General features: G+C 70.1%; 24 protein-coding genes. 16 read left to right on the top strand and 8 right to left on the bottom strand.

The genetic code is table 11. From position 1 onward, the window contains the following. Window positions 1-195: 195 nt before the first annotated feature. The 3 genes from bpln_RS02955 to bpln_RS02945 form a co-directional block, all read right to left on the bottom strand. Window positions 196-774, bottom strand: a complete 579-nt coding sequence (locus bpln_RS02955) for a YceI family protein (protein ID WP_042623895.1) — start codon at window positions 772-774, stop codon at window positions 196-198. A 74-nt stretch (window positions 775-848) separates the two neighbouring features. Beyond that, the gene (locus tag bpln_RS02950) at window positions 849-1409 is read right to left on the bottom strand and encodes a YceI family protein (protein ID WP_042623894.1); all 561 of its coding nucleotides are present in this window, start codon (window positions 1407-1409) and stop codon (window positions 849-851) included. Window positions 1410-1421: 12 nt separating this feature from the next. Next, window positions 1422-1982 carry a cytochrome b gene (locus tag bpln_RS02945; protein ID WP_042623893.1) on the bottom strand — a complete coding sequence of 187 codons (561 nt, stop codon included), beginning with the start codon at window positions 1980-1982 and terminating at the stop codon, window positions 1422-1424. A gap of 272 nt (window positions 1983-2254) precedes the next feature. On the opposite strand from bpln_RS02945, the gene bpln_RS02940 reads away from it, so the two are divergent. From bpln_RS02940 to bpln_RS02925, 4 genes are read left to right on the top strand one after another with little or no spacing between them, the layout of a single operon-like run. Continuing rightward, window positions 2255-3016 (top strand): paraquat-inducible protein A, encoded by a 762-nt coding sequence (locus tag bpln_RS02940; RefSeq protein WP_082465174.1) that lies wholly within the window; start codon window positions 2255-2257, stop codon window positions 3014-3016. Continuing rightward, complete coding sequence (locus tag bpln_RS02935; protein WP_055138043.1) at window positions 3013-3654, top strand: paraquat-inducible protein A; 642 nt, start codon at window positions 3013-3015, stop codon at window positions 3652-3654. Before bpln_RS02940 ends, bpln_RS02935 begins: the two co-directional genes overlap by 4 nt. Continuing rightward, window positions 3647-5287 carry a PqiB family protein gene (locus bpln_RS02930; protein ID WP_042623891.1) on the top strand — a complete coding sequence of 547 codons (1641 nt, stop codon included), beginning with the start codon at window positions 3647-3649 and terminating at the stop codon, window positions 5285-5287. The genes bpln_RS02935 and bpln_RS02930 overlap by 8 nt, the downstream gene beginning before the upstream one ends. Next, window positions 5284-6015: a PqiC family protein gene (locus bpln_RS02925; protein WP_042623890.1), complete on the top strand. Its 732-nt coding sequence runs from the start codon at window positions 5284-5286 to the stop codon at window positions 6013-6015. Before bpln_RS02930 ends, bpln_RS02925 begins: the two co-directional genes overlap by 4 nt. 16 nt (window positions 6016-6031) lie before the next feature. On the opposite strand, the gene bpln_RS02920 is transcribed toward bpln_RS02925, so the two are convergent. After that, window positions 6032-6997: an IS110 family RNA-guided transposase gene (locus bpln_RS02920; protein WP_042624403.1), complete on the bottom strand. Its 966-nt coding sequence runs from the start codon at window positions 6995-6997 to the stop codon at window positions 6032-6034. Between the two features lie 524 nt (window positions 6998-7521). On the opposite strand from bpln_RS02920, the gene bpln_RS02915 reads away from it, so the two are divergent. The 4 genes from bpln_RS02915 to bpln_RS02900 all read left to right on the top strand — a co-directional run bounded on the left by bpln_RS02915 (window position 7522) and on the right by bpln_RS02900 (window position 12864). After that, window positions 7522-9642: a site-specific recombinase gene (locus bpln_RS02915; protein ID WP_042623889.1), complete on the top strand. Its 2121-nt coding sequence runs from the start codon at window positions 7522-7524 to the stop codon at window positions 9640-9642. Window positions 9643-10106: 464 nt separating this feature from the next. Next, window positions 10107-11420, top strand: coding sequence for a THUMP domain-containing class I SAM-dependent RNA methyltransferase (locus bpln_RS02910; RefSeq protein ID WP_055138042.1), 1314 nt, complete (start codon window positions 10107-10109; stop codon window positions 11418-11420). Window positions 11421-11681: 261 nt separating this feature from the next. Continuing rightward, the gene (locus tag bpln_RS02905) at window positions 11682-12095 is read left to right on the top strand and encodes a VOC family protein (RefSeq protein ID WP_042623887.1); all 414 of its coding nucleotides are present in this window, start codon (window positions 11682-11684) and stop codon (window positions 12093-12095) included. 82 nt (window positions 12096-12177) lie between these two features. Further along, window positions 12178-12864 (top strand): helix-turn-helix transcriptional regulator, encoded by a 687-nt coding sequence (locus bpln_RS02900; RefSeq protein WP_055138041.1) that lies wholly within the window; start codon window positions 12178-12180, stop codon window positions 12862-12864. 58 nt (window positions 12865-12922) lie between these two features. Here bpln_RS02900 and bpln_RS02895 read toward each other — a convergent pair whose 3' ends face one another. From bpln_RS02895 to bpln_RS02885, 3 genes are read right to left on the bottom strand one after another with little or no spacing between them, the layout of a single operon-like run. Further along, complete coding sequence (locus tag bpln_RS02895; RefSeq protein WP_042623885.1) at window positions 12923-14377, bottom strand: NAD(P)(+) transhydrogenase (Re/Si-specific) subunit beta; 1455 nt, start codon at window positions 14375-14377, stop codon at window positions 12923-12925. Beyond that, window positions 14374-14703, bottom strand: coding sequence for an NAD(P) transhydrogenase subunit alpha part 2 (locus bpln_RS02890; RefSeq protein WP_055138040.1), 330 nt, complete (start codon window positions 14701-14703; stop codon window positions 14374-14376). The genes bpln_RS02895 and bpln_RS02890 overlap by 4 nt, the downstream gene beginning before the upstream one ends. An 11-nt stretch (window positions 14704-14714) precedes the next feature. Further along, complete coding sequence (locus tag bpln_RS02885) at window positions 14715-15860, bottom strand: Re/Si-specific NAD(P)(+) transhydrogenase subunit alpha (protein WP_055138039.1); 1146 nt, start codon at window positions 15858-15860, stop codon at window positions 14715-14717. Window positions 15861-16141: 281 nt separating this feature from the next. On the opposite strand from bpln_RS02885, the gene bpln_RS02880 reads away from it, so the two are divergent. The 3 genes from bpln_RS02880 (at window position 16142) to bpln_RS02870 (ending at window position 19673) form a co-directional block, all read left to right on the top strand. After that, window positions 16142-16651, top strand: coding sequence for an NUDIX hydrolase (locus bpln_RS02880; protein ID WP_055138038.1), 510 nt, complete (start codon window positions 16142-16144; stop codon window positions 16649-16651). Continuing rightward, entirely contained in the window at window positions 16648-17832 is a 1185-nt protein-coding gene (gene mnmA, locus bpln_RS02875; protein WP_042623881.1) for a tRNA 2-thiouridine(34) synthase MnmA, read from the top strand. The genes bpln_RS02880 and mnmA overlap by 4 nt, the downstream gene beginning before the upstream one ends. 221 nt (window positions 17833-18053) lie before the next feature. Continuing rightward, complete coding sequence (locus tag bpln_RS02870; RefSeq protein ID WP_042623880.1) at window positions 18054-19673, top strand: FMN-binding glutamate synthase family protein; 1620 nt, start codon at window positions 18054-18056, stop codon at window positions 19671-19673. A 103-nt stretch (window positions 19674-19776) separates the two neighbouring features. On the opposite strand, the gene bpln_RS02865 is transcribed toward bpln_RS02870, so the two are convergent. Next, window positions 19777-20394: a glutathione S-transferase family protein gene (locus tag bpln_RS02865; protein WP_042623879.1), complete on the bottom strand. Its 618-nt coding sequence runs from the start codon at window positions 20392-20394 to the stop codon at window positions 19777-19779. Between the two features lie 405 nt (window positions 20395-20799). On the opposite strand from bpln_RS02865, the gene bpln_RS02860 reads away from it, so the two are divergent. The 5 genes from bpln_RS02860 to purH all read left to right on the top strand — a co-directional run bounded on the left by bpln_RS02860 (window position 20800) and on the right by purH (window position 26697). Then, the gene (locus bpln_RS02860; RefSeq protein ID WP_055138037.1) at window positions 20800-22218 is read left to right on the top strand and encodes an aminopeptidase P N-terminal domain-containing protein; all 1419 of its coding nucleotides are present in this window, start codon (window positions 20800-20802) and stop codon (window positions 22216-22218) included. 46 nt (window positions 22219-22264) lie between these two features. Further along, window positions 22265-23473: a UbiH/UbiF/VisC/COQ6 family ubiquinone biosynthesis hydroxylase gene (locus tag bpln_RS02855; RefSeq protein ID WP_055138036.1), complete on the top strand. Its 1209-nt coding sequence runs from the start codon at window positions 22265-22267 to the stop codon at window positions 23471-23473. Window positions 23474-23804: 331 nt separating this feature from the next. Further along, window positions 23805-24848, top strand: coding sequence for a tRNA dihydrouridine synthase DusB (dusB, locus tag bpln_RS02850; RefSeq protein WP_042626400.1), 1044 nt, complete (start codon window positions 23805-23807; stop codon window positions 24846-24848). Between the two features lie 4 nt (window positions 24849-24852). Beyond that, window positions 24853-25086 carry a Fis family transcriptional regulator gene (locus bpln_RS02845; protein ID WP_042623876.1) on the top strand — a complete coding sequence of 78 codons (234 nt, stop codon included), beginning with the start codon at window positions 24853-24855 and terminating at the stop codon, window positions 25084-25086. A 45-nt stretch (window positions 25087-25131) separates the two neighbouring features. After that, window positions 25132-26697: a bifunctional phosphoribosylaminoimidazolecarboxamide formyltransferase/IMP cyclohydrolase gene (purH, locus tag bpln_RS02840; protein ID WP_055138035.1), complete on the top strand. Its 1566-nt coding sequence runs from the start codon at window positions 25132-25134 to the stop codon at window positions 26695-26697. Window positions 26698-26901: the final 204 nt, after the last annotated feature.

The following is a 26901-nucleotide window of genomic DNA, read 5'->3' as shown; positions in this document are numbered from 1 at the left end:
TTTTTCGTCCGCGCGAGGTGCCGCGACGGCTCGCACGTCTGCTGGGCACAGCGCCCGGTGGACAAGCGCCGGGCGCGAGCGCCGCCCGATTCGTGTCGCGCGGCTTGGCCAAACAACAAACCGCCGCGCCCGTTGCCGGTCGCGGCGGTTTTCTTCGTGCTGACGTTCCGGCGCCGGGCGCCGGTCATGCCGCGCTTACTGCGCGACCGCCTCGGCCGAGATCAGCAGCTTGGTCTTCATCTTGAAACCGTACTGCTTGCCGTAGTCGATGCCGAACTCGTCGCGGTTGAATTCGCCGACGGCGTCCACGCCGCACACTTCACGCTTGAGCATCGGGTGCTGCATGCACTTGAACGAGTCGATCTTCAGCGTCAGCGGCTTGGTCACGCCGTGCAGCGTCAGGTTGCCGACCACCGCCACCGGCTTGTCGCCCTCGAACTTCAGCGTGCCCTTGTAGGTCGCATCCGGGTACTTGGCCGCGTCGAAGAAGTCCGGCGTCTGCACGTGCTCGTCGAGCTTCGCGCTGCCGGTGTGGATCGACGCGATCTTGGTCGTCACCTCGACGCTGCCCGTCTTCGCCGCGCGATCGAGCGTCACGGTGCCGCTCGATTCGTCGAACTTGCCGCGCCACACCGAGAGGCCGCCGAAGTGGTCGGTCTCGAAGCTCGGGTAGGTGTGGCTCGGGTCGAACTGGTACGTCACCGGCGCGGCCATCGCCGGAATCGACAGCGCGGCGGCGAGCGCGCCGGCCGCCATCATCAAGGACTTGTTCAAATCATTCTCCTAGCTTGCGGTTGAGCGAACGCCACGGCAGCGCGCGGCGTCCGGATACGATTCGCCGGCCGCGATCACTTCGCGGCGACGAGATGGAACTTGATCTGGACTTCGTCGGCGACGACCGAGGTGTCCTTCCACTCGCCGGTGCCGATCTCGAAGGTCGAGCGCTTGATCGGCAGCACGCCGTCGAACACGCGCGTCGCGCCGCTGTCGGTGACCGTCACGGGCACGGTGACCGGCACCGTCTTGCCCTTGATGGTCAGCTTGCCGGCCACGTTGTACTTGTTGCCGCCCGCCGGCGCGATCGACGACGAAATGAACGTCGCCTGCGGGAACCCCTTCGCGTCGAACCATTCCTTGCCGGCCACCTGGTCGTTGTACATCTTGTCGCCGAGATCGAAGCTGGCGATGTCGATGCTGATCTGCGCGCTGCCCTGGGCGGCCTTCGCCGGATCGAACTTCACATCGGCGCTGAACTTCTTGAACACGCCCTCGGTCGGCACGTTCATCTGCTTCGAGACGGCCGACACCCTGCTTTTGGCGAGGTCCACCTGCGCGAGCGCGCTGCCCGAGACGGCGAGCGCGGCGGCGGCCACGGCCGCGAGCACGGAACGATGCAATGCAATCTTCATGACGAGCCTTTCTTACTTGAGGAACGGGAGCATGCGCGCGAGCACGCCGTCGCGGTCGAACAGCTGGTGCTTCAGCGCGGCCAGCACATGCAGCGACACCAGCACGAGCAGCGTGTAGTTCAGCGTCACGTGCAGGGTTTTCAGCGTTTCCTTCAATGCCGGATCGGGATCGATCAGGCGCGGCAGCGGGATCAGGCCGAGATAGACGACCGGGATGTTCGAGGCCGAGCTGTAGAGATAGCCGGTGATCGGGATCGCCAGCATCAGCAGGTAGAGCAGCGCATGGACGGCGTGCGCGCCGCCCGTGGCGAGCCGCGAGGTGCCGGCCGGCAGCGGCGGCGGCACGTGAGTTGCTCGCCACAGCACGCGGATCACGGCCAGCGCGAACACCGTCACGCCGATCCACTTGTGCCAGGAGAAATATTTGAGCTTGGTGGGCGTGAAGCCGGGGATGTCGGTCATCACCCAGCCGAGCGCGAAACCGCAGACGATCAGCAGCGCGATCAGCCAGTGCAGCGCGATCGCGGTGCGCGTGTAGGCGGCCGGCCGGTTCAGCGACAGGGACGATGCCATTGGATTGCCTCGAAAAACGGGGAGCGGCGCCGGCCCTGGCTGTCAGGAATCCGACACATTCAAGGGCGCCATGCTACCGCAACCTTCCGGTGGTTGCGGAGGCTGAAAACTGGCCGGGCCGCCGGATCCGGCCCGATCGTGCAGTGGCGGCACGGCCCGCCCGGGCCGACCCGAAAACGGGGTTGACACCGCAAAAATCGCGTTTTGGTAAGATTGGCGCGGGTTCCCGCCCTCCCCAGCGTCCCCGTGATGGCGCGCAACCGTCGTCCCCTATGGAAAGAAACGATCTGATTGCCTGTCATGAGTGCGACGCACTGTTGCACAAACCGCAGCTTAGCCGCAAGGAAAGCGCGCGCTGCCCGCGCTGCGATGCGCTGCTGTATCGCAGCGGCTCGACCCGCATCGAGCCGCTTTGCGCGCTCACGCTGGCCGCGCTGATCACGTTCGTGATCGCCCAGACTTTTCCGATCCTCGAAATGGACGTCAACGGCATCCACGTCCAGACCACCCTGCTCGGCGCGCTCGGCGCGCTGTGGGACCAGGGCATGCAGATCGTCGCGATCATGGTGTTCTGCTCGACGCTGCTGTTCCCGCTGATCGAGATGGCCGCGCTGCTCTACGTGCTGTTCTCGCTGCGCGCCGGCCACGTGCCGCCCGGCTTCAACGCGGTGCTGCGCGCGATCCAGCTGGTGCGGCCGTGGGGCATGATCGAGGTGTTCATGCTCGGCATCCTCGTCACCATCGTCAAGATGGTGAGCCTCGCGCGCGTGGTGCCGGAGGCCGCGCTGTTCGCGTTCGGCGTGCTCACGCTGATGCTGGCCGTGGTCGTGATGTTCGACCCGCGCGCGCTATGGGACGTCGCCGATGCGCTGCGCGCGCACCGCGACGGCGCCCCGGATGGCGATGCTCCCGACGCCCCCGGTGCGTCCGGCCGCGCCGGCCACCCGGCCGCCGCGCCCGCCTCGATCCGGTCCGCTCCGTCCGCCGGCCCTGCCGGCCCCGCCGCGCCCGCCACCGGAGCCCCACGCCAATGAAGATCGTCTCCGCCGCCCGCGAGGGCCTGGCGAGCTGCCACGCCTGCGGCCACGTGCAGAAGCTCGCGCGTCCCGACGCGCATCCGCCCGAGCCGTGCATGCGCTGCGGCACGCCACTGCACCTGCGCAAGCCGGACAGCATCATGCGCACCTGGGCGCTGCTGCTGGCCGCCGCGATCCTGTATATTCCCGCGAACCTGTTGCCGATCATGCGCACCGCCTCGATCGTCGGCGCGCAGGAAGACACCATCATGAGCGGCGTCGTCTACTTCTGGGTGTCGGGCGACTGGCCGCTCGCGGTGGTGGTGTTCGTCGCCAGCATCCTGGTGCCGATGCTCAAGCTCGGCGCGCTGACGATCCTCGTGATCAGCGCGCAGCGCCGCTCGAGCTGGCGGCCGGTGCAGCGCACCAAGCTGTTCCGGATCGTCGAGCGGATCGGCCGCTGGTCGATGCTCGACATCTTCGTCGTCACGCTGACCGTCGCGCTGGTCCACTTCCGGTCGCTGGCCGAGATCACGGCCGGCCCCGGCGCGCTCGCGTTCGGCTCCGTGGTGATCCTGACGATGCTCGCGTCGATGCAGTTCGATCCGCGCCTGATCTGGGATCACGTCGTTACTTCTGGAAAACACCATGAATAGTCCGCAAGGCCCGCAGCACGACCCGAATGCGGCTCCCCCCGAACGCCCCGAACTGCCGTCGGCCGTCGTCACGCGCCGCACCGGCTGGCTGCCGTCGCTGGTCTGGCTGGTGCCGCTGGTGGCCGCGCTGATCGGCGTCGGGCTGGTCGTGAAGTCGGTGTTCGACCGCGGCCCCGAGATCACCATCAGCTTCCGCAGCGCCGAGGGGCTCGAGCCGGGCAAGACCCAGGTCAAGTACAAGGACGTCGAGATCGGCACGGTCAAGACCATCAAGCTCTCGAAGGATCTCTCGCACGTGCTCGTCAACGTGCAGCTGAAGAAGGAAGCCGAGGACTTCGCGGTGAAGGGCACGCGCTTCTGGGTGGTGCGTCCGCGCGTCGGCGTGAGCGGCGTGTCCGGGCTCAACACGCTGCTGTCGGGCGCCTACATCGGCGTGGACGCGGGCCGCTCGCCCGATACCGAGACCGACTTCGCCGGGCTCGAGACGCCGCCGCCCGTCACCGGCGACGAGAAGGGCACCTCCTACGTGCTGCACGGCGATTCGCTCGGCTCGGTGGACATCGGCTCGCCGGTCTACTACCGGCGCGTGCAGGTGGGCCAGGTGGTCGGCTTCTCGCTCGACAAGGACGGCAAGAGCGTGACGTTCAACGTGTTCGTCAACGCGCCCTACGACCAGTACGTCGGCACCAACACGCGCTGGTGGCAGGCGAGCGGCGTGGACCTGCGGCTCGATTCGAGCGGCTTCAAGCTCAACACGCAGTCGCTGGCCACGGTGATCCTCGGCGGCCTCGCGTTCCAGTCGCCGCCGGACCAGTCGGCCGGCAACCCGGTGAAGAACGGCGCGACCTTCCCGCTCGGCTCCGACGAGGCCGACGCGATGCGCGACCCGGACGGCCAGCCCGTAGCGGTGGTGATGAACTTCAACCAGTCGCTGCGCGGCCTGTCGGTGGGCGCGCCGGTGGACTTCCGCGGCATCGTGCTCGGCAACGTCACCAACATCGGGATCGACTACGACCCGCAGCACAAGAACTTCCTGATGCCGGTCACCATGAACGTCTATCCGGAGCGGCTCGGCAAGCGCTTCCGCGAACTCGTCGCGAGCCAGGGCGAGGCCGCGCAGCAGGACATCCTGCGGCGCCTCGTCGAGCACGGCCTGCGCGGCCAGCTGCGCACCGGCAACCTGCTGACGAGCCAGCTCTACGTGGCGGTCGACTTCTTCCCGAAGGCGCCGCCCGCCAAGCTCGACCTGAGCCGCAAGCCGGTCGAACTGCCGACCGTGCCGAACACGCTCGACGAGTTGCAGCTGCAGGTGGCCGACATCGCCAAGAAGCTCGACAAGGTGCCGTTCGACCAGATCGGCAACAACCTCAACGACGCGCTCAAGCATGCCGACCAGCTGTTCCAGCAGCTCGACACGCAGGTCGCGCCGCAGGCGCGCGACACGCTGTCGGCCGCCAAGCAGACCTTCACGACGGCCGAGGCCACGCTGCAGCAGGATTCGCCGCTGCAGTCCGACGTGCGCGGCGCGCTCAAGGAACTGACGCGCACGCTGCAGACGCTGAACAATCTCGCCGACTATCTCGAGCGGCATCCCGAATCGCTGCTGCGCGGCAAAGCCGGAGACCAGAAATGACCGACCGCACGCCCCGTTCCGTTCGCCGCGCCGCGTCAAGCGGCCTGTCAGGCGGCCTGAAAGCGCTCACCGCGGCGGCTGCCGTGGTCGCGCTCGCGGCCGGCTGTGCATCGCCGCCGTCGCACTTCTACACGCTCTCGGGGGACGCGGCCACGGTGACGGCCGGCCGCGCGATGCAGGCCACTCCGGCATTCCTGATCCAGGTGCCGGCCGTCGACGTGCCCGAGCAGGTCGCCAGGACCCAGCTGGTGGTGCAGCGCGACGCCGCGCGCGTGGACGTGCTCGAGGAGCACCGCTGGGCCTCGCCGCCCGCCGACGAGATCCGCCACGCGCTGTCGGCGGCGCTCACGCACCGGCTCGACACGATCGACGTGGCCGACGCGGCGGTGCCGCCGGGCGTGCCCGTCTATCGCGTCAGCGTCGACGTGCAGCGCTTCGAGTCTTGGCCCGGCAAGCGCGCCGCGCTCGACGCGGTGTGGAGCGTGCGCTCGCTCGCGACGCAATCGGTCATGACCTGCCGCAGCACGCTCAGCGAGCCGGTGGGCGCCGGTTACGACGCGCTGGTGGCCGGCCACCGCCAGGCCGTCGGCGAGCTGGCCGGGCGGATCGCGGCCGGCGTGCGCGCGATGGCCGCGCAGCCGGCCGGCACGACCGCCAAGAGCGGTACGGCGGCGCCGGCCGCGGTGCGCTGCCCGCTCGACACCGGCGCGACGCAAGCGGCGGACTGAGTAACCGTGTCTCGAGTCAAGCGAGATGAAGCGAATCGTCCCAGGGGGTGTTGGATTTGACCATGGCATTGAGCATGGTCAGGAGCTTGCGCATGCAGGCAACCAGCGCGACCTTGGGCAGTTTGCCGGCTGCTTTGAGACGTTGATGGAAGGCCTTGATAGCCGGGTTGTGGCGGGTTGCAGTGAGCGTCGCCATGTACAGCACGCGGCGAATTTCAAAGCGCCCGCCCTGCACACGTCGTCGTCCTTGGCGCGAGCCCGAATCGCAAGCGACAGGGGCAACGCCCACGAGTGCCGCAATCTGGCGACGATTGAGCTTGCCCAGTTCCGGCAGTTGAGCAATCAGGCAGGCACTGGATACCGGGCCGATGCCGCGAGTCGATTGCAGCAATCGGTCGAGTTCAGCAAAGTGTTCGCGAACGTGGCCGACCATTTGAGCATCGATGTCGTCGAGCTGGGCCTGAATGGCGGCGATGATGGCCTGCAAACTGGGATGCAAACGCTCGGGCGTGATTTGCAGCCGCTGCCGCTCGGATAAGAGCATGGTGATCAACTGGCGCCTGCGCGTCAGCAGAGCAGCAAGCCACTGCTGGCGCTCGTCGGAGACGGGGCGCAGCAAGCGGGACAGATCTTCACGACGCACCAGCACCGAGGCCATTTCGGCGAGCATGCGGGCGTCGATGGAATCGGTCTTGGCGAGCTTGCCCATGGCACGCGCGAAGTCACGAGCCTGGCGGGGATTGACGACGGCCACCGGCAAGCCAGCACCTTGCAGAGCGCAGGCCAATTCGGCTTCATAGCCACCGGTCGCTTCCATGACGACCAGATCGATGCCCAATGGCTGTAATGCCGTGGCCAGCGCCGTATGGCCGTCGGCGTCATTGTTGAAGCGTTGAGCGTCCAGACGGGCGCCCAGCAAGGCGACATCGACGTGGGCTTTGGCCACATCGATGCCAACCGTGACGAAGGAAGGAGCAGACATGATCTTCGGATCCCATGCTTGTACATGCGCACTCGGCGGTGCCGGGGCGCGTAACCGTTCGGGTTTCGGGAAGACCAGCACGGCGACCGTGCGCTCTTTACTCAGTCACGGGCTCGAACGCCCAAGCGGCGGACAAACTGCACGGTCTTGTCTGGCTACCGTCAGACTTTACCGTACTGGTCTGGTTTAAACATACAAGCGGCGAACCAGGCCACGGCACGGCAAGGCCGGGGCGGCAGCCGCTCGGTGCCGCCCGCGCGCCCCCGCGGCCCTCGCCTCGGGCCGCCGTGCCGAGCCGGTCGCACGGTTGCCCCATCCCTTCGATTTGACAATCCTTGTTCATCGCGTGCGGAACCGGCGCCGGCAGCACCGGTCGCCTTGCGTTTTCGCGATCGATTGACGATGCTTGACGCCTTGCGGCCCGCCGGCAATCCGCCCGTGCCGCCGGCCCGGTCCGCCGCGCGCCCCATCGGCCGCCGCGGCGCCGATCGGCGCCGCCCCTCGTGGCCCACCCTCGACCGCCCATGTTCCGATCCCTCCCGATCCTCCTGAAGAAATGGCGCGCCTCGCGCAGCGCCAGCCACCAGCTCGACGCGCTGCTCGCGAACGCCGACGCCGATGCGCCCTACGCCGAGCGCAGCGAGTGGCTGATCGAACTCGCGCACTGGCTGCGCCGCGACGGCGCGGTGCAGCCGGGCACGGCCGACGGCGCCGCCGCCACCGCGCCGCGTTCGCCCGCGGCCACCGCCCACGCGCGGCTGCGCTACGTGCTCCACGTGCTCGACCGCAATCCGGCCTGGAAGACCCATGTCGCGCGGATCCTGCGCGCGCTGCTGCGCGAGACCGACGCCATCTCGCTGCTCTGCGACGCCGGCATGCCGGTCCACTCGGGCTTCTTCGGCGCGCTGTTCGAGCGCATCGACGCATCGCTGATCCCGCCGGCGCCGAACCGCCGCGAGCTGGCCGCGCTGTTTACGCTGATGTTCCCGGCGCCCGGCGACGGCGCCTGGATCGAGGCGCTGCCCGACGACCTGCTGGCACGGCTGCAGGCGCTGTTCGGCCACGACGTCAGCGAGGCCGAGCGCCACCAGCCGGGCTCGTTCTCGCGCGACCTGCTGGCCGCGCTGCACAACCTGAGCTGCCAGATCAGCTCGACCGGTCTGTCGCAGACGGTGCGCAGCCGGCTCTCCGATGACGACGCGCACCGCCCGATCGACGCGCAGCCTTTCTACCGCCTGATGCGCGCGATGCTGGCGGTGGAAGCCGCGCAGGCGGCCGTCGACGACGGCGGCGAGCCGGACCGGCTGCTGCACGAGGTCAACTACCTGCGCGTGCTGCTCGACGAATGCCGCGAATCGGCCGACGACGTCTCCGCGCATCTCTATCGCAACGGCGTGTCGGTCGACATCGTGTTCCAGGTCGAGCGCATGCGCATGCGGATCCAGCGCGCCGAATCGCTGCTCAACGCCTGGATGGCCCGCGACGACCGCCGCGGCCTCGCGCGCCTGACCGCCGAGCTGATCGACGCGAACCTGAGCAGCCAGAGCGTCGCGCACCTGGTGCGCAGCAACACCTCGCTGTTCGCGCGCAAGCTGGTCGAGACCAACGCCGACACCGGCGAGCACTACATCACGCGCGGCCGCGCCGACTACCTGAAGATGCTGCGGATGGCCGCCGGCGGCGGGCTCGTCACGGTGGCCACCGTCTGCGTGAAGTTCTGGATCACCGGGATCCACCTGCAGGCGATGGTCGAGGGTTTCCTGGCCGGCCTCAACTACGCGGCAAGCTTCACGCTGATGCACTTCCTGCACTTCACGCTCGCCACCAAGCAGCCGGCCATGACCGCGCCGACGCTCGCGCGCGAACTCGACGGCACCGGCAGCGAGGAGGGCGTGCGCGAGTTCGTGGCCTCGGTGATCGCGTTGATCCGCACCCAGGCCGCCGCGGTCACCGGCAACGTGCTGGTGGTGCTGCCGGTGTGCCTGGCCGTGCAGCTCGGCAGCCACGCGCTGCTGCACGCCGACGTGATCCCGCCCGCCAAGGCGCACGCCACGCTGCACTCGTTCTCGCTGCTCGGGCCGACGCCCGTCTACGCGGCGCTGACCGGCGTGCTGCTGTGGGCGTCGAGCCTGATCGCGGGCTGGGCCGACAACTGGTTCGTGCTGCACCGCGTCGGCGACGCGATCGCCTGGCACCGCCGGCTGCGGCTCACGCTCGGCGTGGCGGGCGCGGCGCGGCTGGCCCGCTTCTGCCGAAGCAACGTGGCCGGGGTGGTCGGCAACGTCGGGCTCGGCATGATGCTCGGGCTGGTGCCGGCGATCGTCAGCGCCTTCGCGTTCGGCTTCGAGGTGCGCCACGTGACGCTGTCGGCGGGCTCGATCGGGGTGGCCCTCGGCGTGCTCGGCAAGGGCGCGCTCGAATCGGCCGAGCTGTGGTGGGCGGTGGCCGGCGTGCTGTCGATGGCGGTGCTCAACGTCGCCGTCAGCTTCGCGCTCGCGTTCACGATGGCGGTGCGCTCGCGCAGCTTGCGGCCGACCCGGGTGCGGGCACTGCTGGCCGCGATCGGGCGCGCCGTGCGCGCGAACCCGCTGAGCCTGGTCTGGCCGCTTGCCGGGCGCGGCGAGCGCAAGACGCGTCCGCATTGAGCTGGCGGCGGTCCGGATGCGGTGGTAGCGCTGGATGTCGGGCGTTGGGCGTTGGGCGTTGGGCGTTGGGCGTTGGGCGTTGGGCGTTGGGCGTTGGGCGTTCGGCGTTCGGCGTTCGGCGTTCGGCGTTCGGCGTTGGGCGTTCGGCGTTGGAGACCAAGCGCTGCGTCATGCGCGGTGCATGGTGGGCGGTGCGTAATCCGGCCCGGCGCGCGATCCCGTCCGGCATCACGCGTCGCTGCCATGGCAAGGCACGAAGCGCCGGTCGGCGACGGCTCCCGGCGCCGGCCGCCCCGATGCCCGAATCGCCCGACCGCCCCCGTTCAGCCCGCCCGCGCAGCCACCCCCACCCGGCCTCCCGCCGCGTTCCCGAGCCGCGCAGCAGCACCCACGCCACGGCGCCTCGGTCCGGCGCCGCCGCCCGCGTACAATGACGGCTTTTGTACGCCTCGCCGCCCCGCCCCATGTCCTCCTCCCTATTCGATTTCTTCGCCCCCTGCCCGCGTGGGCTCGAAGCCGCGCTCGCGGCCGAACTGGCCGAGATCGGCGCGCGGCGCACCGCCGGCGCGCCGTTCGAGGCCGGCGCCCAGGTGCCCGGCGGCGTCCATTTCCGCGGCGGCTGGATGGCCGGCATGGCCGCCAACCTGCATTCGCGCATCGCGAGCCGCGTGCTGCTGAAGATCGCCGATCGCCCGTACCGCAGCGAGCAGGACGTCTACGCGCTCGCGCTCGAACAGCAGTGGGAACGCTGGTTCGCCGCCACCCAGACGCTGCGCGTCGACATCACCGCGATCAAGTCGCCGCTCAAGAGCCTCGAGTTCGCGACGCTGCGCGTGAAGGACGCGATCTGCGACCGGCTGCGCGAGAAGACCGGCGCGCGCCCGAGCATCGACACCGCGCTGCCCGACGTGCGCGTGTTCGCGTTCCTGACCGCAACGCATTGCACGCTCTACCTCGACACCTCCGGCGAGCCGCTGTTCAAGCGCGGCTGGCGGCTCGACAAGGGCGCGGCGCCGCTGCGCGAGAACCTCGCGGCCGGCATCCTGCGCGTGGCGGGCTGGACCCCGGCCGTGCCGCTCTACGATCCGATGTGCGGCAGCGGCACGTTCCTCGCCGAGGCCGCGCAGATCGCGCTCGACGTGGCGCCGGGCGTGGAGCGCCGGTTCGGCTTCGAGAAGCTCAAGCAATACGACATCACCGCGTGGCAGACGCTGAAGGTGGCCGCGATGGACGCCAAGCGCGCCGCGCGCGGCAGGCGCGACGCGCTGCCGGTGTACGGCAGCGACATCTCCGGCGACATGCTCGACAAGGCGCGCGCGAACCTCGAACGCGCGGGCGTGCCGGGCATCTCGCTGAAGCAGGTCGACGCGCGCTTCATGGCGCCGCCCGCCGACGCGCCGGGGCTGATCGTGGCGAACCCGCCGTATGGCGAGCGCATCGAGGTGCGCGGGCGCGGCCCGCGCGGCGACGCGCGCGAGACCGGCCGCAATCGCGGCAACGACGACGCGTTCCGCCGCACCCACGTCGACGCGCCCGACAGCGAGTTCTTCATCGCGCTCGGCAACGCGCTGAAGCAGCGCTTCGCGGGCTGGCAGGCGTTCCTGCTGACCTCGGACCGCTCGCTGCCCGGCCAGCTGCGCCTGCGCGAATCGGCCAAGACGCCGCTCTTCAACGGCGCGCTCGAATGCCGGCTATTCCGCTTCGACGTGGTGGCGGGCAGCGTGCGCCAGCGCCCGGCGGACGGCGACGGCGGCGCGGCGGGCACCGACGACGCGTAGGCACCGCCCGCGCGAGCCGTCTCGCGCGGCATCGCATCAGCCCCGAGGGCCGGAATTTTCCGGCCTTTTTCGTTTCCTGCTTGACTGAATCGGCAGGGCACCACGCCCCCGTCCTCCCGCCGAATCGAGCCGATATCGGGCCGATATCGGGCCGATCATCGCGGTCGCCGCCGGCTGCTGACAGAACGGTGTCAGCAGCCCCCCGCCACACTGCGTCTGCCGCATCCGATCGATGCGATCCCACCCGCCAAGGAGACCCAGATGACCTCGACCACCACCACCCCGACCGCCGCCGCCCCGCGCACGCTCGCCTGGTTCAGCATTCCCGTCATCGACCTCGATCGCGCCACGCGCTTCTACGAATCGATGCTCGACACCACGCTGCGCCGCGAGATCTCGGGCGGCGTGCCGATGGCGATCTTCAGCGCCGCCGACGGCGCCAGCAGCAGCGACGGCGGCCTCGTGCAGGACCCGCACGGCAGCAGGCCAGCCGCGGCCGGCGCGCTGATCTACCTGAGCGCGGGCACCTCCGTGACGGCCGCGCTCGAACGCGCACGGCGCGCGGGCGGCGCGGTGGACGGCCCCGTCATCGAGCTGCCGCGCGAGATCGGCTACGTCGGCTTCGTACACGATACCGAAGGCAACCGCGTCGGCCTGCACGCGCCGGGCCGCTGAACGCCGGCCCGCCCGCGGCGCCACGGCGTATCATCGCGACACCGTCCCCCACGGCCTTCCACGCTCCCGCCCCGACCGACCGATGACCCGCCGCGCCGACCGCCTGTTCCAGATCGCCGAGCTGCTGCGCGGGCGGCGCCTGACCACCGCGCAGCAGCTGGCCGAATGGCTGTCGGTATCGCCGCGCACGGTCTATCGCGACGTGCGCGACCTGCAGCTGTCGGGCGTGCCGATCGAGGGCGAGGCGGGGATCGGCTATCGGCTGAACCGCGCCGCGCACCTGCCGCCGCTGACGTTCACCAGCGAGGAACTGGCGGCGCTGGCGGCCGGCGCGCGCATGATCGAATCGTGGGGCGGGGCGACGCTGGCGGGCGGGGCGCGCTCGGCGCTCGCCAAGATCGCCTCGGCGATGCCGGCCGACAAGCGCGTCGCGCTCGACCGGCTGCCCCTGTTCGCGCCGTCGATGCACGTGGCCGCGGCGTTCCACGAGGCCGTCGACGCGCTGCACCTGGCCATCGACGGCCGGCGCGTCGTGCGCTTTTCCTATCGCGACAAACAGGATGCGCCGAGCGAGCGGCGCGTCTGGCCGCTCGGCATGGCGTACTGGGGTGGTCAATGGACGGTGGCCGCCTGGTGCGAACTGCGCGGCGCGTTCCGCAATTTCGACATCGCGCGAATGCGCGAGATCGTGGTTTGCGAGGTCTACCCCGACGTCGCGGGGCGGCGGCTCGCCGATTTCCTGCGCACCGTGGAGCGCCGAAAATGCTGAGCGCGGCGCGCGGGGCGGGCAGCTCCCGCGCGCGCCGCGGACGAAGCAGACGACGACGCTACTCGACCGCCTTCACCATGTCTTCGACCACCTTCTTCGCGTCGCCGAACACCATCATGGTCTTGTCCATGTAGAACAGCTCGTTGTCGAGCCCGGCGTAGCCCGAGGCCATCGAGCGCTTGTTGACGATCACGGTGCGCGCCTTGTACGCCTCGAGGATCGGCATGCCGGCGATCGGCGAGGCCGGATCGTTCTTCGCCGCCGGGTTCACCACGTCGTTCGCGCCGAGCACCAGCACCACGTCGGTCTGCCCGAACTCGTTGTTGATGTCGTCCATCTCGTAGACGAGGTCATACGGCACCTCGGCCTCGGCGAGCAGCACGTTCATGTGTCCCGGCATGCGCCCGGCCACCGGATGGATCGCGTAGCGCACGTCGATCCCCCTGGCGACCAGCTTGTCGGTCAACTCCTTCAGCGCGTGCTGCGCGCGCGCCACGGCGAGCCCGTAGCCGGGCACGATCACCACCGTCTCGGCGTTGCCGAGCATGAACGCGGCGTCGTCGGCCGAGCCCGACTTCACCGGCCGCTGCTCCTTCGCCGCGCCCGCGCCGGCCGCGGCCGCCTCGCCGCCGAAGCCGCCCAGGATCACGTTGAAGAACGAGCGGTTCATCGCGTGGCACATGATGTACGACAGGATCGCACCCGACGAGCCCACCAGCGAGCCGGCGATGATCAGCATCGGATTGTTCAGCGAGAAACCGATCCCGGCCGCGGCCCATCCGGAGTACGAATTGAGCATCGACACCACCACCGGCATGTCCGCGCCGCCGATCGGGATGATGATCAGCACGCCGAGCGCGAACGCGATCGCCGTCATGACGATGAACGGCAACCACGCCTGGGTCAGGAAGAACAGCACGCCGAAGCCGAGCATGCCGAGCGCGAGCATCAGGTTGATCAGGTGCTGGCCCGGATAGACCACCGGCGCGCCCTGGAACAGCCGGAATTTGTACTTCCCCGACAGCTTGCCGAACGCGATCACCGAGCCCGAGAACGTGATCGCGCCGACGAAGGTGCCGATGAACAGCTCGATGCGGTTGCCGTAGGGGATGAAGTTCGCGGCGACGGCATCCTGCGGCACCAGCCCGAACGCCTCCGGCTCGGCCACCACCGCGTAGGCGATGCAGACCGCCGCGAGACCGATCAGCGAGTGCATCGCGGCCACCAGCTCGGGCATCTTGGTCATCTCGACGCGCGCGGCCACGTAGGCGCCCACCGCGCCGCCCACCACCAGCGCGCCGAGCACCAGCGCGAGCCCGAGCGGCAGGTTCGCGCCGAGCCAGGCGGCCTGCTTCGCGATCAGCGCGATCGTGGTGAGGATCGCGATCGCCATCCCGACCATGCCGAACAGGTTGCCGCGCCGCGCGCTCTTCGGATTCGACAGGCCCTTCAACGCCTGGATGAAGCAGACCGAGGCGACCAGGTACAGCAGCGTGACGAGGTTCAGGCTCATTGCGCGCCCTCCTTGCCCGCCGCGCCGCCGCGCTTCGGCTCCTTCCTGCGGAACATCTCGAGCATGCGCCGTGTGACGAGGAAGCCGCCGAACACGTTGACGGCCGCGAGCGCCACCGCGATGGTGCCGAACACCTTGCCGGTCGCGCCGACGGTCAGTGCCGCGGCCAGCATCGCGCCGACGATCACGATCGCCGAGATCGCGTTGGTGACGGCCATCAGCGGCGTGTGCAGCGCCGGCGTGACGTTCCAGACCACGTGATAGCCGACGTAGACGGCCAGCACGAAGATGATCACGTTGATCACGGTGTGATTGATGATTTCCATGGTCTCCTCCGTTATTTGCGCAGCACTTCGCCGTCGCGGCAGAGCAGCGTCGCGGCGACGATGTCGTCGGCCAGGTCGATCCGCAGCGCGCCGTCCGGGCCGAGGATCAGCTTCAGGAAGTCGGCGAGATTGCGCGCGTAGAGCGCCGAGGCATCGGCCGGCACCTGGGCGGCGAGATTGGTGTGGCCGGCGATCGTCACGCCGTGCGCCACCACCACCTGGTCGGCGACCGTGAGCGGGCAGTTGCCGCCGCGCCGGCCGGCGCCGTCCACCTCGGCGCCGCGCCCGGCGGCCAGGTCGACCAGCACCGCGCCCGGCTTCATGGCCGCCACCGTCTCGGCGCTGATCAGCGTGGGCGCCGCGCGCCCCGGGATCAGCGCGGTGGTGATCACGATGTCGGCCTGCTTCGCGCGTTCATGCACGAGCGCGGCCTGGCGCGCGAGCCACGACGGCGGCATCGGCCGCGCGTAGCCGCCGGTGCCCTGCGCGGCCTCGCGCTCCTCGTCGGTCTCGAACGGCACGTCGACGAACTTCGCGCCGAGCGATTCGATCTGCTCCTTCACGGCCGGCCGCACGTCGGACGCCTCGATCACGGCGCCGAGCCGCTTGGCGGTGGCGATCGCCTGCAGCCCCGCCACGCCGGCGCCGAGCACCAGCACGCGGGCGGCCTTGACGGTGCCCGCGGCGGTCATCAGCATCGGCAGGAAGCGCGGATAGAGCGAGGCGGCCACCAGCACCGCCTTGTAGCCGGCGATGTTGGCCTGCGAGGACAGCACGTCGAGGCTCTGCGCGCGCGTGGTGCGCGGCGCCGCCTCGAGCGCGAAGCCGGTCAGGCCGGCCGCCGCGAGCCGCGCGGCCTGCGCGGCGTCGAATGGCTCCAGCATGCCGACCAGCACCGCGCCGCGCGCGAACAGCGGCAGCTCGGCCGCGTCCGGCGCCTGCACCTTCAGCACGAGCTCGGCGCCGAACGCGGCGGCGCGCTCGCCGAGCGTCGCGCCGGCCGCGGCATAGGCCTCGTCGGGGTAGCTGGCCGCGGCGCCGGCGCCGCGTTCGACCGTCACGGCATGACCAGCCGCCACGTATTTCTTGATGGTTTCGGGCGTCGCGGCAACGCGCGCCTCGTTCGCCCGCGACTCGGCGGGCACTCCGATCAGCATCGTGATCCCTCCAGCTTGCGCTCTGTTATTGATATCGATTGCGATCGCGAGCCGGAAAGCGGCAACCGGCCCGAAAGCAACGGCGTGTTCCACGCGCCAATGTACCCGAAAGCATCGCGCGCGCCGACATCCGGCCCTTTCCCGGTGGACAAACCGTTCCGGATCGGTCAAGGCGAGGCCAAATAAATTGGGGACGCGCCCGAAAAGGTTCGCCCGGACGACGGCGCCGCGCTCCCGCGCGCCTCGGCAACGATCGCGCGCAACCGGTAAAATGCGCGGTCATGAAACCCGAACTCTGGACTCCGCACGTGACGGTGGCCGCGATCGTCGAACGCGACGGGCGCTTCCTCCTGATCGAGGAACACACGTCGGCCGGCCTGCGCCTGAACCAGCCGGCCGGGCATCTCGAGGCCGGCGAGACGCTCGTCGAAGCCGTGATCCGCGAGACGCTCGAGGAAACCGCGCATCCGTTCGCGCCCGAGGCGCTGGTGGGCGTCTACCAGACGCACTTCGAACGGCCGGGCAAGGGCGGCGCGACCTACCTGCGCTTCACGTTCTGCGGCACCGCGGGCGAGCCGGAGGCCGGGCGCGTGCTCGACGACGGCATCGTCCGCACGCTGTGGATGACGGCCGACGAGCTGCGCGCGGTGCCCGGGCGGCACCGCACGCCGGCCGTGGTGCAGTGCATCGACGATTACCTCGCCGGCCGCCGCGTGCCGCTGGCGTTCATTCATACGCATTCCGTCGCGCCCTATCGCGCGACGCCCGAACATCAGGCTGTCAGCAAATGAAGAAGCAACGTGTCGTGGTCGGCATGTCGGGCGGTGTCGATTCGTCGGTCACCGCGTGGCTGCTGAAGGAACAGGGTTACGACGTGGTCGGCCTGTTCATGAAGAACTGGGAAGACGACGACGATGGCGAGTACTGCTCGACGCGCCAGGACTGGATCGACGTGGTGTCGGTGGCCGACCTGATCGGCATCGACGTCGAGGCCGTCAACTTCGCCGCCGAATACAAGGACCGCGTGTTCGCCGAGTTCCTGCGCGAATACTCGGCCGGCCGCACGCCGAATCCCGACGTGCTCTGCAACGCCGAGATCAAGTTCAAGGCGTTCCTCGACCACGCGATGTCGCTCGGCGCCGGGACCATCGCCACCGGCCACTACGCGCGCGTGCGCGAGCGCGACGGACGCTTCGAACTGCTGAAGGCGTTCGACCACACCAAGGATCAATCCTATTTCCTGCATCGGCTGAACCAGGCGCAGCTCTCGAAGACGCTGTTCCCGCTCGGCGAGATGCCGAAGACGCAGGTGCGCGAGATCGCCGAGCGGATCGGCCTGCCGAACGCGAAGAAGAAGGATTCGACCGGCATCTGCTTCATCGGCGAGCGGCCGTTCCGCGACTTCCTGAACCGCTACCTGCCGACCCAACCGGGCCCGATGAAGACACCCGACGGCCGGCGCGTGGGCGAGCACATCGGCCTCGCGTTCTATACCTTCGGCCAGCGCAAGGGCATCGGCCTCGGCGGCAGCAAGGACGGCAGCGGCGAGCCGTGGTTCGTGGCCGGCAAGGACATCGCCTCGAACACGCTTTACGTGGCGCAGGGCCACGACCACCCGTGGCTGCTGTCGCACCAGCTGGTGGCCGGCAACGTCAGCTGGGTGGCGGGCGAGCCGCCCGCCGACGGCTTTGCCTGCGGCGCCAAAACGCGCTACCGGCAGGCCGACTCGGCCTGCTCGTTCGCGCGCGCGAAGGCCGGCGAGGCGGGCGAGCCGCGCTTCTCGCTCGCCTTCGACACGCCGCAATGGGCCGTCACGCCGGGCCAGTCGGCCGTGCTCTACGACGGCGAGATCTGCCTCGGCGGCGGCATCATCGAGACGGTCGCGACCAGCCAGCCCGGCTCGGCCGCCGTGCTCGCCTCGGCGCTCGACTGCGCGCGCGCCGAACCGCTCGCGAGCGGCCTTGCAAACTGATTCCGAAGCTTTCAACGGGCCTTCCGCGGCGCGCGTTTCGAAGCGCGCTGACACATTCTCGGTTTAGACTTGCGGCGCGCGACGATATGTCGCCGCGATCTGTCGCCGTGTACTGTCACTGACTCGTCGGCGGCAGGCGTCGCGCGCCGCAGGTTGCGCGGGCCGCCCCCAAGGGCGCGCCCCGCGGCATGGCGGCCAACCGAAGAACAAGGAAACACCCCATGTTTGCAAGACGTTATCTCGCGATGTGGTGCGCGACGCTCGTGCTCGTGCTGCTCGCCGCCCTCGCCTACGGCCACCTGATCGCCTGGCCGTGGCTGCTGATCCCGGCCGCGTTCGTCGCGCTCGGCCTCTGGGACCTGACCCAGGATCATCACGCGATCCTGCGGAACTACCCGCTCTGGGGCCACTTCCGCTTCATGTTCGAGTTCATCCGCCCGGAAATCCGCCAGTACTTCGTCGAGGACGACACCGACGAGAAGCCGTTCTCGCGCGCGCAGCGCAGCGTGGTCTACCAGCGCGCGAAGAACGTGGCCGACAACCGGCCCTACGGCACCGAGCTGAACGTGAAGGCGGTCGCGCACGAATGGATCAGCCACTCGCTCGCGCCGACCCGGCTCGCCAACCACGACTTCCGGATCCGCGTCGGCGCGGCGCGCGCGCAGCCCTACGACATCTCGATCTTCAACATCTCGGCGATGAGCTTCGGCTCGCTGTCCGCCAACGCGATCCGCTCGCTGAACCTGGGCGCGAAGAAAGGCGGCTTCGCGCACGACACCGGCGAGGGGTCGCTCTCGAAGTACCACCGCGAGCACGGCGGCGACATCATCTGGGAGATCGCCTCGGGCTACTTCGGATGCCGTAACGACGACGGCACGTTCAACCCCGACAAGTTCGCGAAGCAGGCCGCCGAGCCGCAGGTGAAGATGATCGAGGTGAAGCTCTCGCAGGGCGCCAAGCCGGGCCACGGCGGCGTGCTGCCGGCCGCCAAGATCACGCCCGAGATCGCCGAGACGCGCGGCGTGCCGATGGGCAAGGACTGCATCTCGCCCGCCTCGCACTCGGAGTTCTCGACGCCGCGCGGCCTGCTCGAATTCGTCGAGCGGCTGCGCACGCTGTCGGGCGGCAAGCCCACCGGCTTCAAGCTCTGCATCGGCCATCCGTGGGAGTTCTTCGGCATCGCCAAGGCGATGCTCGAGACCGGCATCCTGCCCGACTTCATCGTGGTGGACGGCGCCGAGGGCGGCACCGGCGCGGCGCCGCTCGAATTCACCGACCACGTCGGCGTGCCGCTGCAGGAAGGGCTGCTGCTGGTCCACAACACGCTGGTCGGGATCGGCCTGCGCGAGCGCATCAAGCTCGGCGCGAGCGGCAAGATCATCACCGCGTTCGACGTGGCGCGCACGCTCGCGATCGGCGCGGACTGGGTGAACTCGGCGCGCGGCTTCATGTTCGCGGTCGGCTGCATCCAGGCGCAGACCTGTCACACCGGCCGCTGCCCGACCGGCGTCGCGACCCAGGACGAGGTACGCCAGCGCGCGCTGGTGGTGCCGGACAAGTCCGAGCGCGTCTACAACTTCCATCGCAACACGCTGCACGCGCTGCAGGAACTGGTGCAGGCCGCCGGCCTCGCCCATCCGGCCGACCTGCGCGCGCACCACATCGTGCAGCGCGTCGCGCCGCACGAGGTCCGGCTGATGTCGCAGCTGCTGAAGTACGTGAAGCCGGGCGCGCTGCTGACCGGCGAGAAGCTCGGCCTGACGCTCTACGACACCTGGTGGCCGGCCTCGCGCAGCGACACGTTCTCGATCGGCGACGCCGCCTACGCGGCCTACGAATGAGCGCGGCGCGGTAGCCGCCTCGCATGAAAAAAACGCCCCGTCTCGACGGGGCGTTTTTCATCGGCGCCGGCGGCGCGGGGCGGGGCGCGGCCGACTCGACGGCTCAGTCGTCCTGCATCGGCGTGTCGGCGAACGACGGCCGCTGCAGCAGCTTCGCGTAGTGCTTGTCGAGGTTCGGATGGCGCTCGCGCCAGGCGAGTTCGGGCATCCCGAAGTCGAGGTAGCCGAGCGCGCAGCCAAGCGCGATGTCGGCCAGCGTGTAGTGCGTGCCGACGCACCATGGCTTGCCGCCGAGGCCTTGCGACATGGCCACCAGCGCGTCGTCGATCTTGCGCTGCTGGCGCGCGATCCAGGCGTCGCTGCGCTGCTCCGGCGTGCGCTGCGCGTGCTCGACGCGAATCGCCTCCGCGGCGTCGAGCACGCCGTCGCCGAGCGCCTCCCAGCACCGCACCTCCAGACGCTCGCGGCCCGAGCCGGGAATCAGCTTGCCGACCGGCGACAGCGTGTCGACGTATTCGCAGATCACGCGCGAATCGAACACCGCCGCGCCGTCTTCCATCACGAGGCACGGCACCTTGCCGAGCGGATTCGCGGCGTGAATCGCGGTGTCCGCCCCCCACACGTTCTCGAGCTCCAGCTTGTAGTCGATCTTCTTTTCGGCTAGCACGACGCGCGCCTTGCGCACATACGGGCTGCTGAGTGAACCGATTAGCTTCATCATCCTGCCTAAATTGAAAACACCGCCCGGGAGTATACGTCGTCGGCGATCATAACCGGGGGGCGCGGCGCGCTGGCAAGTCCGCCGGGCGCCCTGTGGATCGTTTGCAACAGCGCGGATGGGTGGCGCGGGGGGCTCGCGCGGGGGGCCGTTCCGACATGCTTCCGGGGCGATCCTGGCGCGATTTCGAGGCGGGCGCGATACGGTCGCGATACGATCCCGACGCGATCCCGACGCGATCCGGACATGGCCCGGACACGCGCCGGCGCGCCCGGATTCGCCTGGCTTCCCGGCGCCTCCCCGGACTCGCGGCTCCCGTCCGGGCTGCCGTCCGGGCCGCCACCCGGCACCGCCCCCCGTGCCTCATGCCGAAACGCGCCGCGCCCGCCACCGCGCTACAATCGCCCCATGAACGCGCCGACCGAAACCGCCCTCGTCCCCGACGTCTACCGCCAGCGCCGTGTGCGCGCGCTCGCCGCGCTGCGCGCGACGGGCGGCGGCGTCGCGATCGTCCCCACCGCACCGCAGGCGCTGCGCAACCGCGACGCCGATTACCCGTACCGGCACGACAGCTACTTCTATTACCTGACCGGCTTCAGCGAGCCCGACGCGCTGCTCGTGCTCGACGCGAACGCCGCCGACGGCGCGCCGCAATCGATCCTGTTCTGCCGTGCGAAGCATCCCGAGCGCGAGATCTGGGAAGGCTTTCATTACGGGCCGGACGGCGCGCGCGACAGCTTCGGCTTCGACGCCGCGTTCGCCAACGACGCGCTCGACACCGAGCTACCGAAGCTGCTCGCCGACGCCGGCGCGGTCCACTACCGCTTCGGCGCGTCGGCCGAGTTCGAGCGCCGGCTCGCGGGCTGGCTCGAGACGGTGCGCGCGAAGAGTCGGGCCGGCGTCGCCGCGCCGGCCGCCGCGCACGATCTCACGCCGCTGCTCGACGAGATGCGCATCGTGAAGGACGCCCACGAGCAGGCGATCATGCGCCGCGCCGCCGTGATCTCCGCGAGCGCGCACCGGCGCGCGATGGCGGCGACGCACCCCGGCATCCGCGAGTACGAGATCGAAGCCGAACTGCTCTACGAATTCCGCCGCCACGGCGCGGCTGGTCCCGCCTACGGATCGATCGTCGCGGCCGGCGCGAACGCCTGCGTGCTGCACTACCCGGCCGGCAACGCGGTGGCCCGCGACGGCGACCTGATCCTGATCGACGCGGCCTGCGAGCTGGAGGGCTACGCGTCCGACATCACGCGCACGTTCCCGGCCAACGGCCGCTTCTCCGGCCCGCAGCGCGCGCTCTACGACATCGTGCTCGCCGCGCAGGCGGCGGCCGCCGCCGCGACGCGGCCCGGCGCGGCGTTCGAGGCACCGCACGAGGCCGCCGTGCGCGTGCTCGCGCAAGGGCTACTCGACACCGGCATCGTGCCGAAGTCGCGCTTCGCGAGCGTCGACGACGTGATCGCCGAGCGCGCCTACGCGCGCTTCTACATGCACCGCACCGGCCACTGGCTCGGCATGGACGTCCACGACTGCGGCGACTACCGCGAGCGCGCCGCCGCGCGCGACGCACAGGGCGCGCTGCCGTGGCGCGCGCTGCGCGAGGGCATGGCGCTGACGATCGAGCCGGGCCTCTACGTGCGCGCGGCCGACGACGTGCCGGCCGAGTTCCACGACATCGGCATCCGCATCGAGGACGACGCGTTCGTCACCGCCACGGGCTGCGAGCTGATCACGCGCGACGTGCCGGTGGACGCCGGCGAGATCGAGGCGCTGATGCGCGACGCGCGCGGCGCCTCGGGTGCCGTGTCGCCCGCGCGGCCGTGACCGGCACGCGCCCCTGCCCCCGAACCCGCCCCACCGCCTTCGCCCGATGACGACTTCCTGCCCGCTTCCGCCCGCCGCCGCGCCGTTCGACGCGGACCTCGCGATCATCGGCGCCGGCCCGGTCGGGCTCGCGCTGGCCGGCTGGCTCGCGCGCCGCAGCGCGACGCGCGCGCTGTCGGTGGTGCTGGTCGATGCGCGCGAGCCGTCGGCGAGCGCCGGCGACCCGCGCGCGATCGCCGTCTCGCACGGCAGCCGCGTGCTGCTCGAAACGCTTGGCTGGCCCGCCGACGCGACGCCGATCGAACACATCCACGTCTCGCAGCGCGGCCACTTCGGCCGCACGCTGATCGACCGCGACGAACACGGCGTCACCGCGCTCGGCTACGTCGCGCGCTACGGCTCGCTGGTCGACGTGCTCGCGCGCGCCGTGCGCGGCACGCCGGTGCGCTGGCTGACCTCGACCCAGGCGCACGCGCCGCGCCAGGACGCCGACGGCGTGAGCGTGACGCTCGACACGCCGGACGGCGCACGCGAGCTGCGCGTGCGCGCGCTCGTCAACGCGGAGGGCGGGTTGTTCCAGGCCGGCGCGCAGGACGATGCGCTCGACGGGCGCCGCCGCCGCGACTACCGGCAGACCGCGATCGTCGGCACCGTCAGCGCCGCCGCGCCGCGTCCGCGCACGGCCTGGGAGCGCTTCACGCCCGAAGGCCCGCTCGCGCTGCTGCCGCTTGGCGGCGCGGGGCAGGCCGACTACGCGCTGGTCTGGTGCTGCGCGCCCGACGAGGCCGCGCGCCGCGCGGCGCTGCCCGACGAGGCGTTCCTGCGCGAACTCGGCGACGCGTTCGGCGAGCGCATGGGGCGCTTCACGCGCATCGCCGGCCGCGCCTCGTTCCCGCTCGGGCTGGTAGCCGCGCCGACGCTCGTCGAGGGCCGCGTCGCGACGGTCGGCAACGCGGCGCAGACCCTGCACCCGGTGGCGGGCCAGGGCCTGAACCTCGGGCTGCGCGACGCGCACACGCTGGCCGACACGCTCTCCGAACACGGCGCGGCACCGCTCGCGCTGGCCGCCTTCAACGCGCGCCGCGCGCTCGACCGGCGCCTCACCATCGGCACGACCGATGCGCTCGCGCGCCTGTTCACGATCGACTCGCGCCCACTCGCGGCGCTGCGCGGCGCGGCGCTGAGCGCGCTCGAATTCGTGCCGCCGCTGAAGACGGCGATCGCGCGCCAGATGATGTTCGGCCAGCGCGGCTGAGCGGCGCCGCATCCGGCCCCCGGCGCGCCTCGCGCTTGCGCCGCGGCGGTCGCGACACGCGCAAGCGGCTGGCGGGCCGCCGGTGAGACAACCGGCAAACGGCATCGGCCCCTGCCGCGCGCCGCCCGTCTCCCGCCACCGCGAGGGGCCGCGTCCGCGGCATTTGCGGCGCCCCGCCGGGCCTGCCGCCATCGAATCGTCACGCAAGCTTCTCGACGATTTGACGCTGTTCGACAATTCGCAATGCCCGTCGGGTGCGGCGCTTACGGTAAAATGCGCGTTTCCCACGTCCCGACCGATGCCCGCGCTCCACGCGGGCGCTGCCATTGCGATGCCCGTTATCGGCCCCCATATCCTGCGCAACAACCTGTTCGTCGCCCCCATGGCCGGCGTCACGGACCGTCCGTTCCGCCAGCTCTGCAAGCGGCTCGGCGCGGGTTACGCGGTGTCCGAGATGGTCGCCTCGAACGCGCAGCTGTGGAAAAGCGAGAAGACCATGCGCCGCGCCAACCACGCCGGCGAGGTCGAGCCGATCGCGGTGCAGATCGCCGGCGCCGATCCGGCGATGATGGCCGAGGCCGCGCGCTACAACGTGGCGAACGGCGCGCAGATCATCGACATCAACATGGGTTGCCCGGCCAAGAAGGTCTGCAACGTGGCGGCCGGCTCGGCGCTGCTGCAGAACGAGCCGCTGGTGGTGCGGATCGTCTCGGCCGTGGTGGCGGCGGTGGGCACCGGCCCCGACGCGGTGCCCGTCACGCTGAAGATCCGCACCGGCTGGGACCGCGAGCACCGCAACGCGCTGACCATCGCGCGCCTGGCCGAGCAGGCCGGCATCGCGATGCTGACCGTCCACGGCCGCACGCGCGCCGACCTCTATCGCGGCGACGCCGAATACGAGACGATCGCGGCCGTGAAGGCGGCCGTGAAGATCCCGGTGGTGGCCAACGGCGACATCACCTCGCCCGCCAAGGCGAAGGCCGTGCTCGACTTCACCGGCGCCGACGCGCTGATGATCGGTCGCGCCGCGCAAGGCCGCCCATGGCTGTTCCGTGAAATCGATCATTTCCTGCAAACCGGCACGACGCTGCCGGCGCCGAGCGTCGACGAGATCCAGCAGCTGCTCAACGAGCACCTCGAGGATCACTATGCCTTCTACGGGGAATTTACCGGTGTACGTACTGCACGCAAGCACATCGGCTGGTACACTCGCGGCCTTTCCGGCGCCAACGCGTTCCGTCACCGGATGAACACGCTCGATACCACACGCGAACAGCTTGCCGCCGTCAACGAGTATTTCGACGCGCAACGCGCGCTGTCCGACCATCTCGTCTATGTCGGCGACGAAGACGGTATATCCGACCCTATTCAATAGCAGCATGAGCAAGCACAACATCGAACAATGTGTCCGCGACAGCCTGGACGGTTATTTCCGGGATCTCGACGGCTCCAATCCGCACGACGTCTACGACATGGTGATGTCCTGTGTCGAGAAGCCGATGCTCGAGGTGGTGCTCGAACAGGCGGGCGGCAACCAGTCGCTGGCCGCCGAGTACCTGGGCATCAATCGCAATACGCTGCGCAAGAAGCTGCAGCAGCACGGTCTGCTGTAGGCGGCCTCTTCTTCCCCGTTTTCCTGGCTATTGGTGCTCCCCATCATGATCAAGCAAGCGCTCCTCTCCGTTTCCGATAAAACCGGCATCGTCGAATTCGCGACGGCGTTGTCGCAGCAAGGCGTCAAGCTGCTGTCGACGGGCGGCACCGCGAAACTGCTCGCCGAGGCCGGCCTGCCGGTCACGGAAGTGGCCGACTACACCGGCTTTCCGGAAATGCTCGACGGGCGCGTGAAGACGCTGCACCCGAAGGTCCACGGCGGCATCCTGGCGCGGCGCGACCTGCCCGAGCACATGCAGGCGCTCGATGCGCACGGGATCCCCACCATCGACCTGCTGGTGGTGAACCTGTACCCGTTCGTGGCGACCATCGCGAAGGACGACTGCACGCTGGCCGACGCGATCGAGAACATCGACATCGGCGGCCCGACCATGCTGCGCTCGGCCGCGAAGAACCATCGCGACGTGACGGTGATCGTCGATCCGGCCGACTACGCGGTGGTGCTCGACGAGATGAAGGCCAACGGCAACACGGTGGGCTACGCCACCAACTTCCGGCTCGCCACCAAGGTGTTCGCGCACACCGCGCAGTACGACGGCGCGATCACCAACTACCTGACGAGCCTGACCGACGAGCTGCAGCACGCCACGCGCAACGCCTACCCGGCCACGCTGAACCTCGCGTTCGACAAGGTGCAGGACCTGCGCTACGGCGAGAACCCGCACCAGAGCGCCGCGTTCTACCGCGACCTCGCGGCGCCGGCCGGCTCGCTCGCGAACTATCGCCAGCTGCAGGGCAAGGAGCTGTCGTACAACAACATCGCCGATTCGGACGCCGCGTGGGAATGCGTGAAGACGTTCGACGCGCCGGCCTGCGTGATCATCAAGCACGCCAACCCGTGCGGCGTGGCGGTGGGCGCGAGCCCGGCCGAAGCCTATGCGAAGGCGTTCCAGACCGACCCGACCTCGGCGTTCGGCGGCATCATCGCGTTCAACCGCGAAGTGGACGAAGCAAGCGCGCAGGCGGTGGCCAAGCAGTTCGTCGAGGTGCTGATCGCGCCGGCGTTCTCGGAGGCCGCGCGCCAGGTGTTCGCCGCCAAGCAGAACGTGCGTCTGCTCGAGATCGCGCTCGGCGACGGCTTCAACGCGTTCGACCTGAAGCGCGTGGGCGGCGGCCTGCTGGTGCAGTCGCTCGATGCGCGCAACGTGCAGCCCGACGAACTGCGCGTCGTGACCCAGCGCCAGCCGACGCCGAAGGAACTCGACGACCTGCTGTTCGCCTGGCGCGTCGCGAAGTTCGTGAAGTCGAACGCGATCGTGTTCTGCGGCAACGGCATGACGCTCGGCGTCGGCGCCGGCCAGATGAGCCGCGTCGATTCGGCCCGCATCGCCGGCATCAAGGCGCAGAACGCCGGCCTCACGCTGGCCGGCTCGGCCGTGGCCTCGGACGCGTTCTTCCCGTTCCGCGACGGCCTCGACGTGGTGGTCGCGGCGGGCGCGACGGCCGTGATCCATCCGGGCGGCTCGATGCGCGACGAGGAAGTGATCGCCGCGGCCGACGAGCACGGCATCGCGATGGTGCTGACGGGCATCCGCCACTTCCGTCACTGACCGGCCCGGGTCGCGCGGACCGGTAACGCCGGTTCGCACGGCTCACGCTGCGCGACGCGCCCGGCCGCGAGGGTTCCGCCCTCGCCGCCGGGTTTTTCATTGGCGCGGCCGGAGTCCGGCGCGACGGCGATCGGCGCCGGTGCCCGCCATGCACCGCCCGCCGACGATCATCCCGCGCGCCGCGAGTCAAACGCACCGGCATCG

It is taken from the genome of Burkholderia plantarii (genome assembly GCF_001411805.1).
Classification (GTDB): domain Bacteria; phylum Pseudomonadota; class Gammaproteobacteria; order Burkholderiales; family Burkholderiaceae; genus Burkholderia; species Burkholderia plantarii.
The sequence above is the reverse complement of the archived record's forward strand: the minus strand, read 5'-3'. Positions and strand labels throughout refer to the sequence as shown.

What these genes read in the sequence shown, in the direction of transcription:
- bpln_RS02950 (WP_042623894.1), bottom strand. Translation starts at nt 1,409, where the DNA reads ATGAAGATTGCATTGCATCGTTCCGTGCTCGCGGCCGTGGCCGCCGCC.
- bpln_RS02945 (WP_042623893.1), bottom strand. Translation starts at nt 1,982, where the DNA reads ATGGCATCGTCCCTGTCGCTGAACCGGCCGGCCGCCTACACGCGCACC.
- bpln_RS02940 (WP_082465174.1), top strand. Translation starts at nt 2,255, where the DNA reads ATGGAAAGAAACGATCTGATTGCCTGTCATGAGTGCGACGCACTGTTG.
- bpln_RS02935 (WP_055138043.1), top strand. Translation starts at nt 3,013, where the DNA reads ATGAAGATCGTCTCCGCCGCCCGCGAGGGCCTGGCGAGCTGCCACGCC.
- bpln_RS02930 (WP_042623891.1), top strand. Translation starts at nt 3,647, where the DNA reads ATGAATAGTCCGCAAGGCCCGCAGCACGACCCGAATGCGGCTCCCCCC.
- bpln_RS02925 (WP_042623890.1), top strand. Translation starts at nt 5,284, where the DNA reads ATGACCGACCGCACGCCCCGTTCCGTTCGCCGCGCCGCGTCAAGCGGC.
- bpln_RS02920 (WP_042624403.1), bottom strand. Translation starts at nt 6,997, where the DNA reads ATGTCTGCTCCTTCCTTCGTCACGGTTGGCATCGATGTGGCCAAAGCC.
- bpln_RS02915 (WP_042623889.1), top strand. Translation starts at nt 7,522, where the DNA reads ATGTTCCGATCCCTCCCGATCCTCCTGAAGAAATGGCGCGCCTCGCGC.
- bpln_RS02910 (WP_055138042.1), top strand. Translation starts at nt 10,107, where the DNA reads ATGTCCTCCTCCCTATTCGATTTCTTCGCCCCCTGCCCGCGTGGGCTC.
- bpln_RS02905 (WP_042623887.1), top strand. Translation starts at nt 11,682, where the DNA reads ATGACCTCGACCACCACCACCCCGACCGCCGCCGCCCCGCGCACGCTC.
- bpln_RS02900 (WP_055138041.1), top strand. Translation starts at nt 12,178, where the DNA reads ATGACCCGCCGCGCCGACCGCCTGTTCCAGATCGCCGAGCTGCTGCGC.
- bpln_RS02895 (WP_042623885.1), bottom strand. Translation starts at nt 14,377, where the DNA reads ATGAGCCTGAACCTCGTCACGCTGCTGTACCTGGTCGCCTCGGTCTGC.
- bpln_RS02890 (WP_055138040.1), bottom strand. Translation starts at nt 14,703, where the DNA reads ATGGAAATCATCAATCACACCGTGATCAACGTGATCATCTTCGTGCTG.
- bpln_RS02885 (WP_055138039.1), bottom strand. Translation starts at nt 15,860, where the DNA reads ATGCTGATCGGAGTGCCCGCCGAGTCGCGGGCGAACGAGGCGCGCGTT.
- bpln_RS02880 (WP_055138038.1), top strand. Translation starts at nt 16,142, where the DNA reads ATGAAACCCGAACTCTGGACTCCGCACGTGACGGTGGCCGCGATCGTC.
- mnmA (WP_042623881.1), top strand. Translation starts at nt 16,648, where the DNA reads ATGAAGAAGCAACGTGTCGTGGTCGGCATGTCGGGCGGTGTCGATTCG.
- bpln_RS02870 (WP_042623880.1), top strand. Translation starts at nt 18,054, where the DNA reads ATGTTTGCAAGACGTTATCTCGCGATGTGGTGCGCGACGCTCGTGCTC.
- bpln_RS02865 (WP_042623879.1), bottom strand. Translation starts at nt 20,394, where the DNA reads ATGATGAAGCTAATCGGTTCACTCAGCAGCCCGTATGTGCGCAAGGCG.
- bpln_RS02860 (WP_055138037.1), top strand. Translation starts at nt 20,800, where the DNA reads ATGAACGCGCCGACCGAAACCGCCCTCGTCCCCGACGTCTACCGCCAG.
- bpln_RS02855 (WP_055138036.1), top strand. Translation starts at nt 22,265, where the DNA reads ATGACGACTTCCTGCCCGCTTCCGCCCGCCGCCGCGCCGTTCGACGCG.
- dusB (WP_042626400.1), top strand. Translation starts at nt 23,805, where the DNA reads ATGCCCGTTATCGGCCCCCATATCCTGCGCAACAACCTGTTCGTCGCC.
- bpln_RS02845 (WP_042623876.1), top strand. Translation starts at nt 24,853, where the DNA reads ATGAGCAAGCACAACATCGAACAATGTGTCCGCGACAGCCTGGACGGT.
- purH (WP_055138035.1), top strand. Translation starts at nt 25,132, where the DNA reads ATGATCAAGCAAGCGCTCCTCTCCGTTTCCGATAAAACCGGCATCGTC.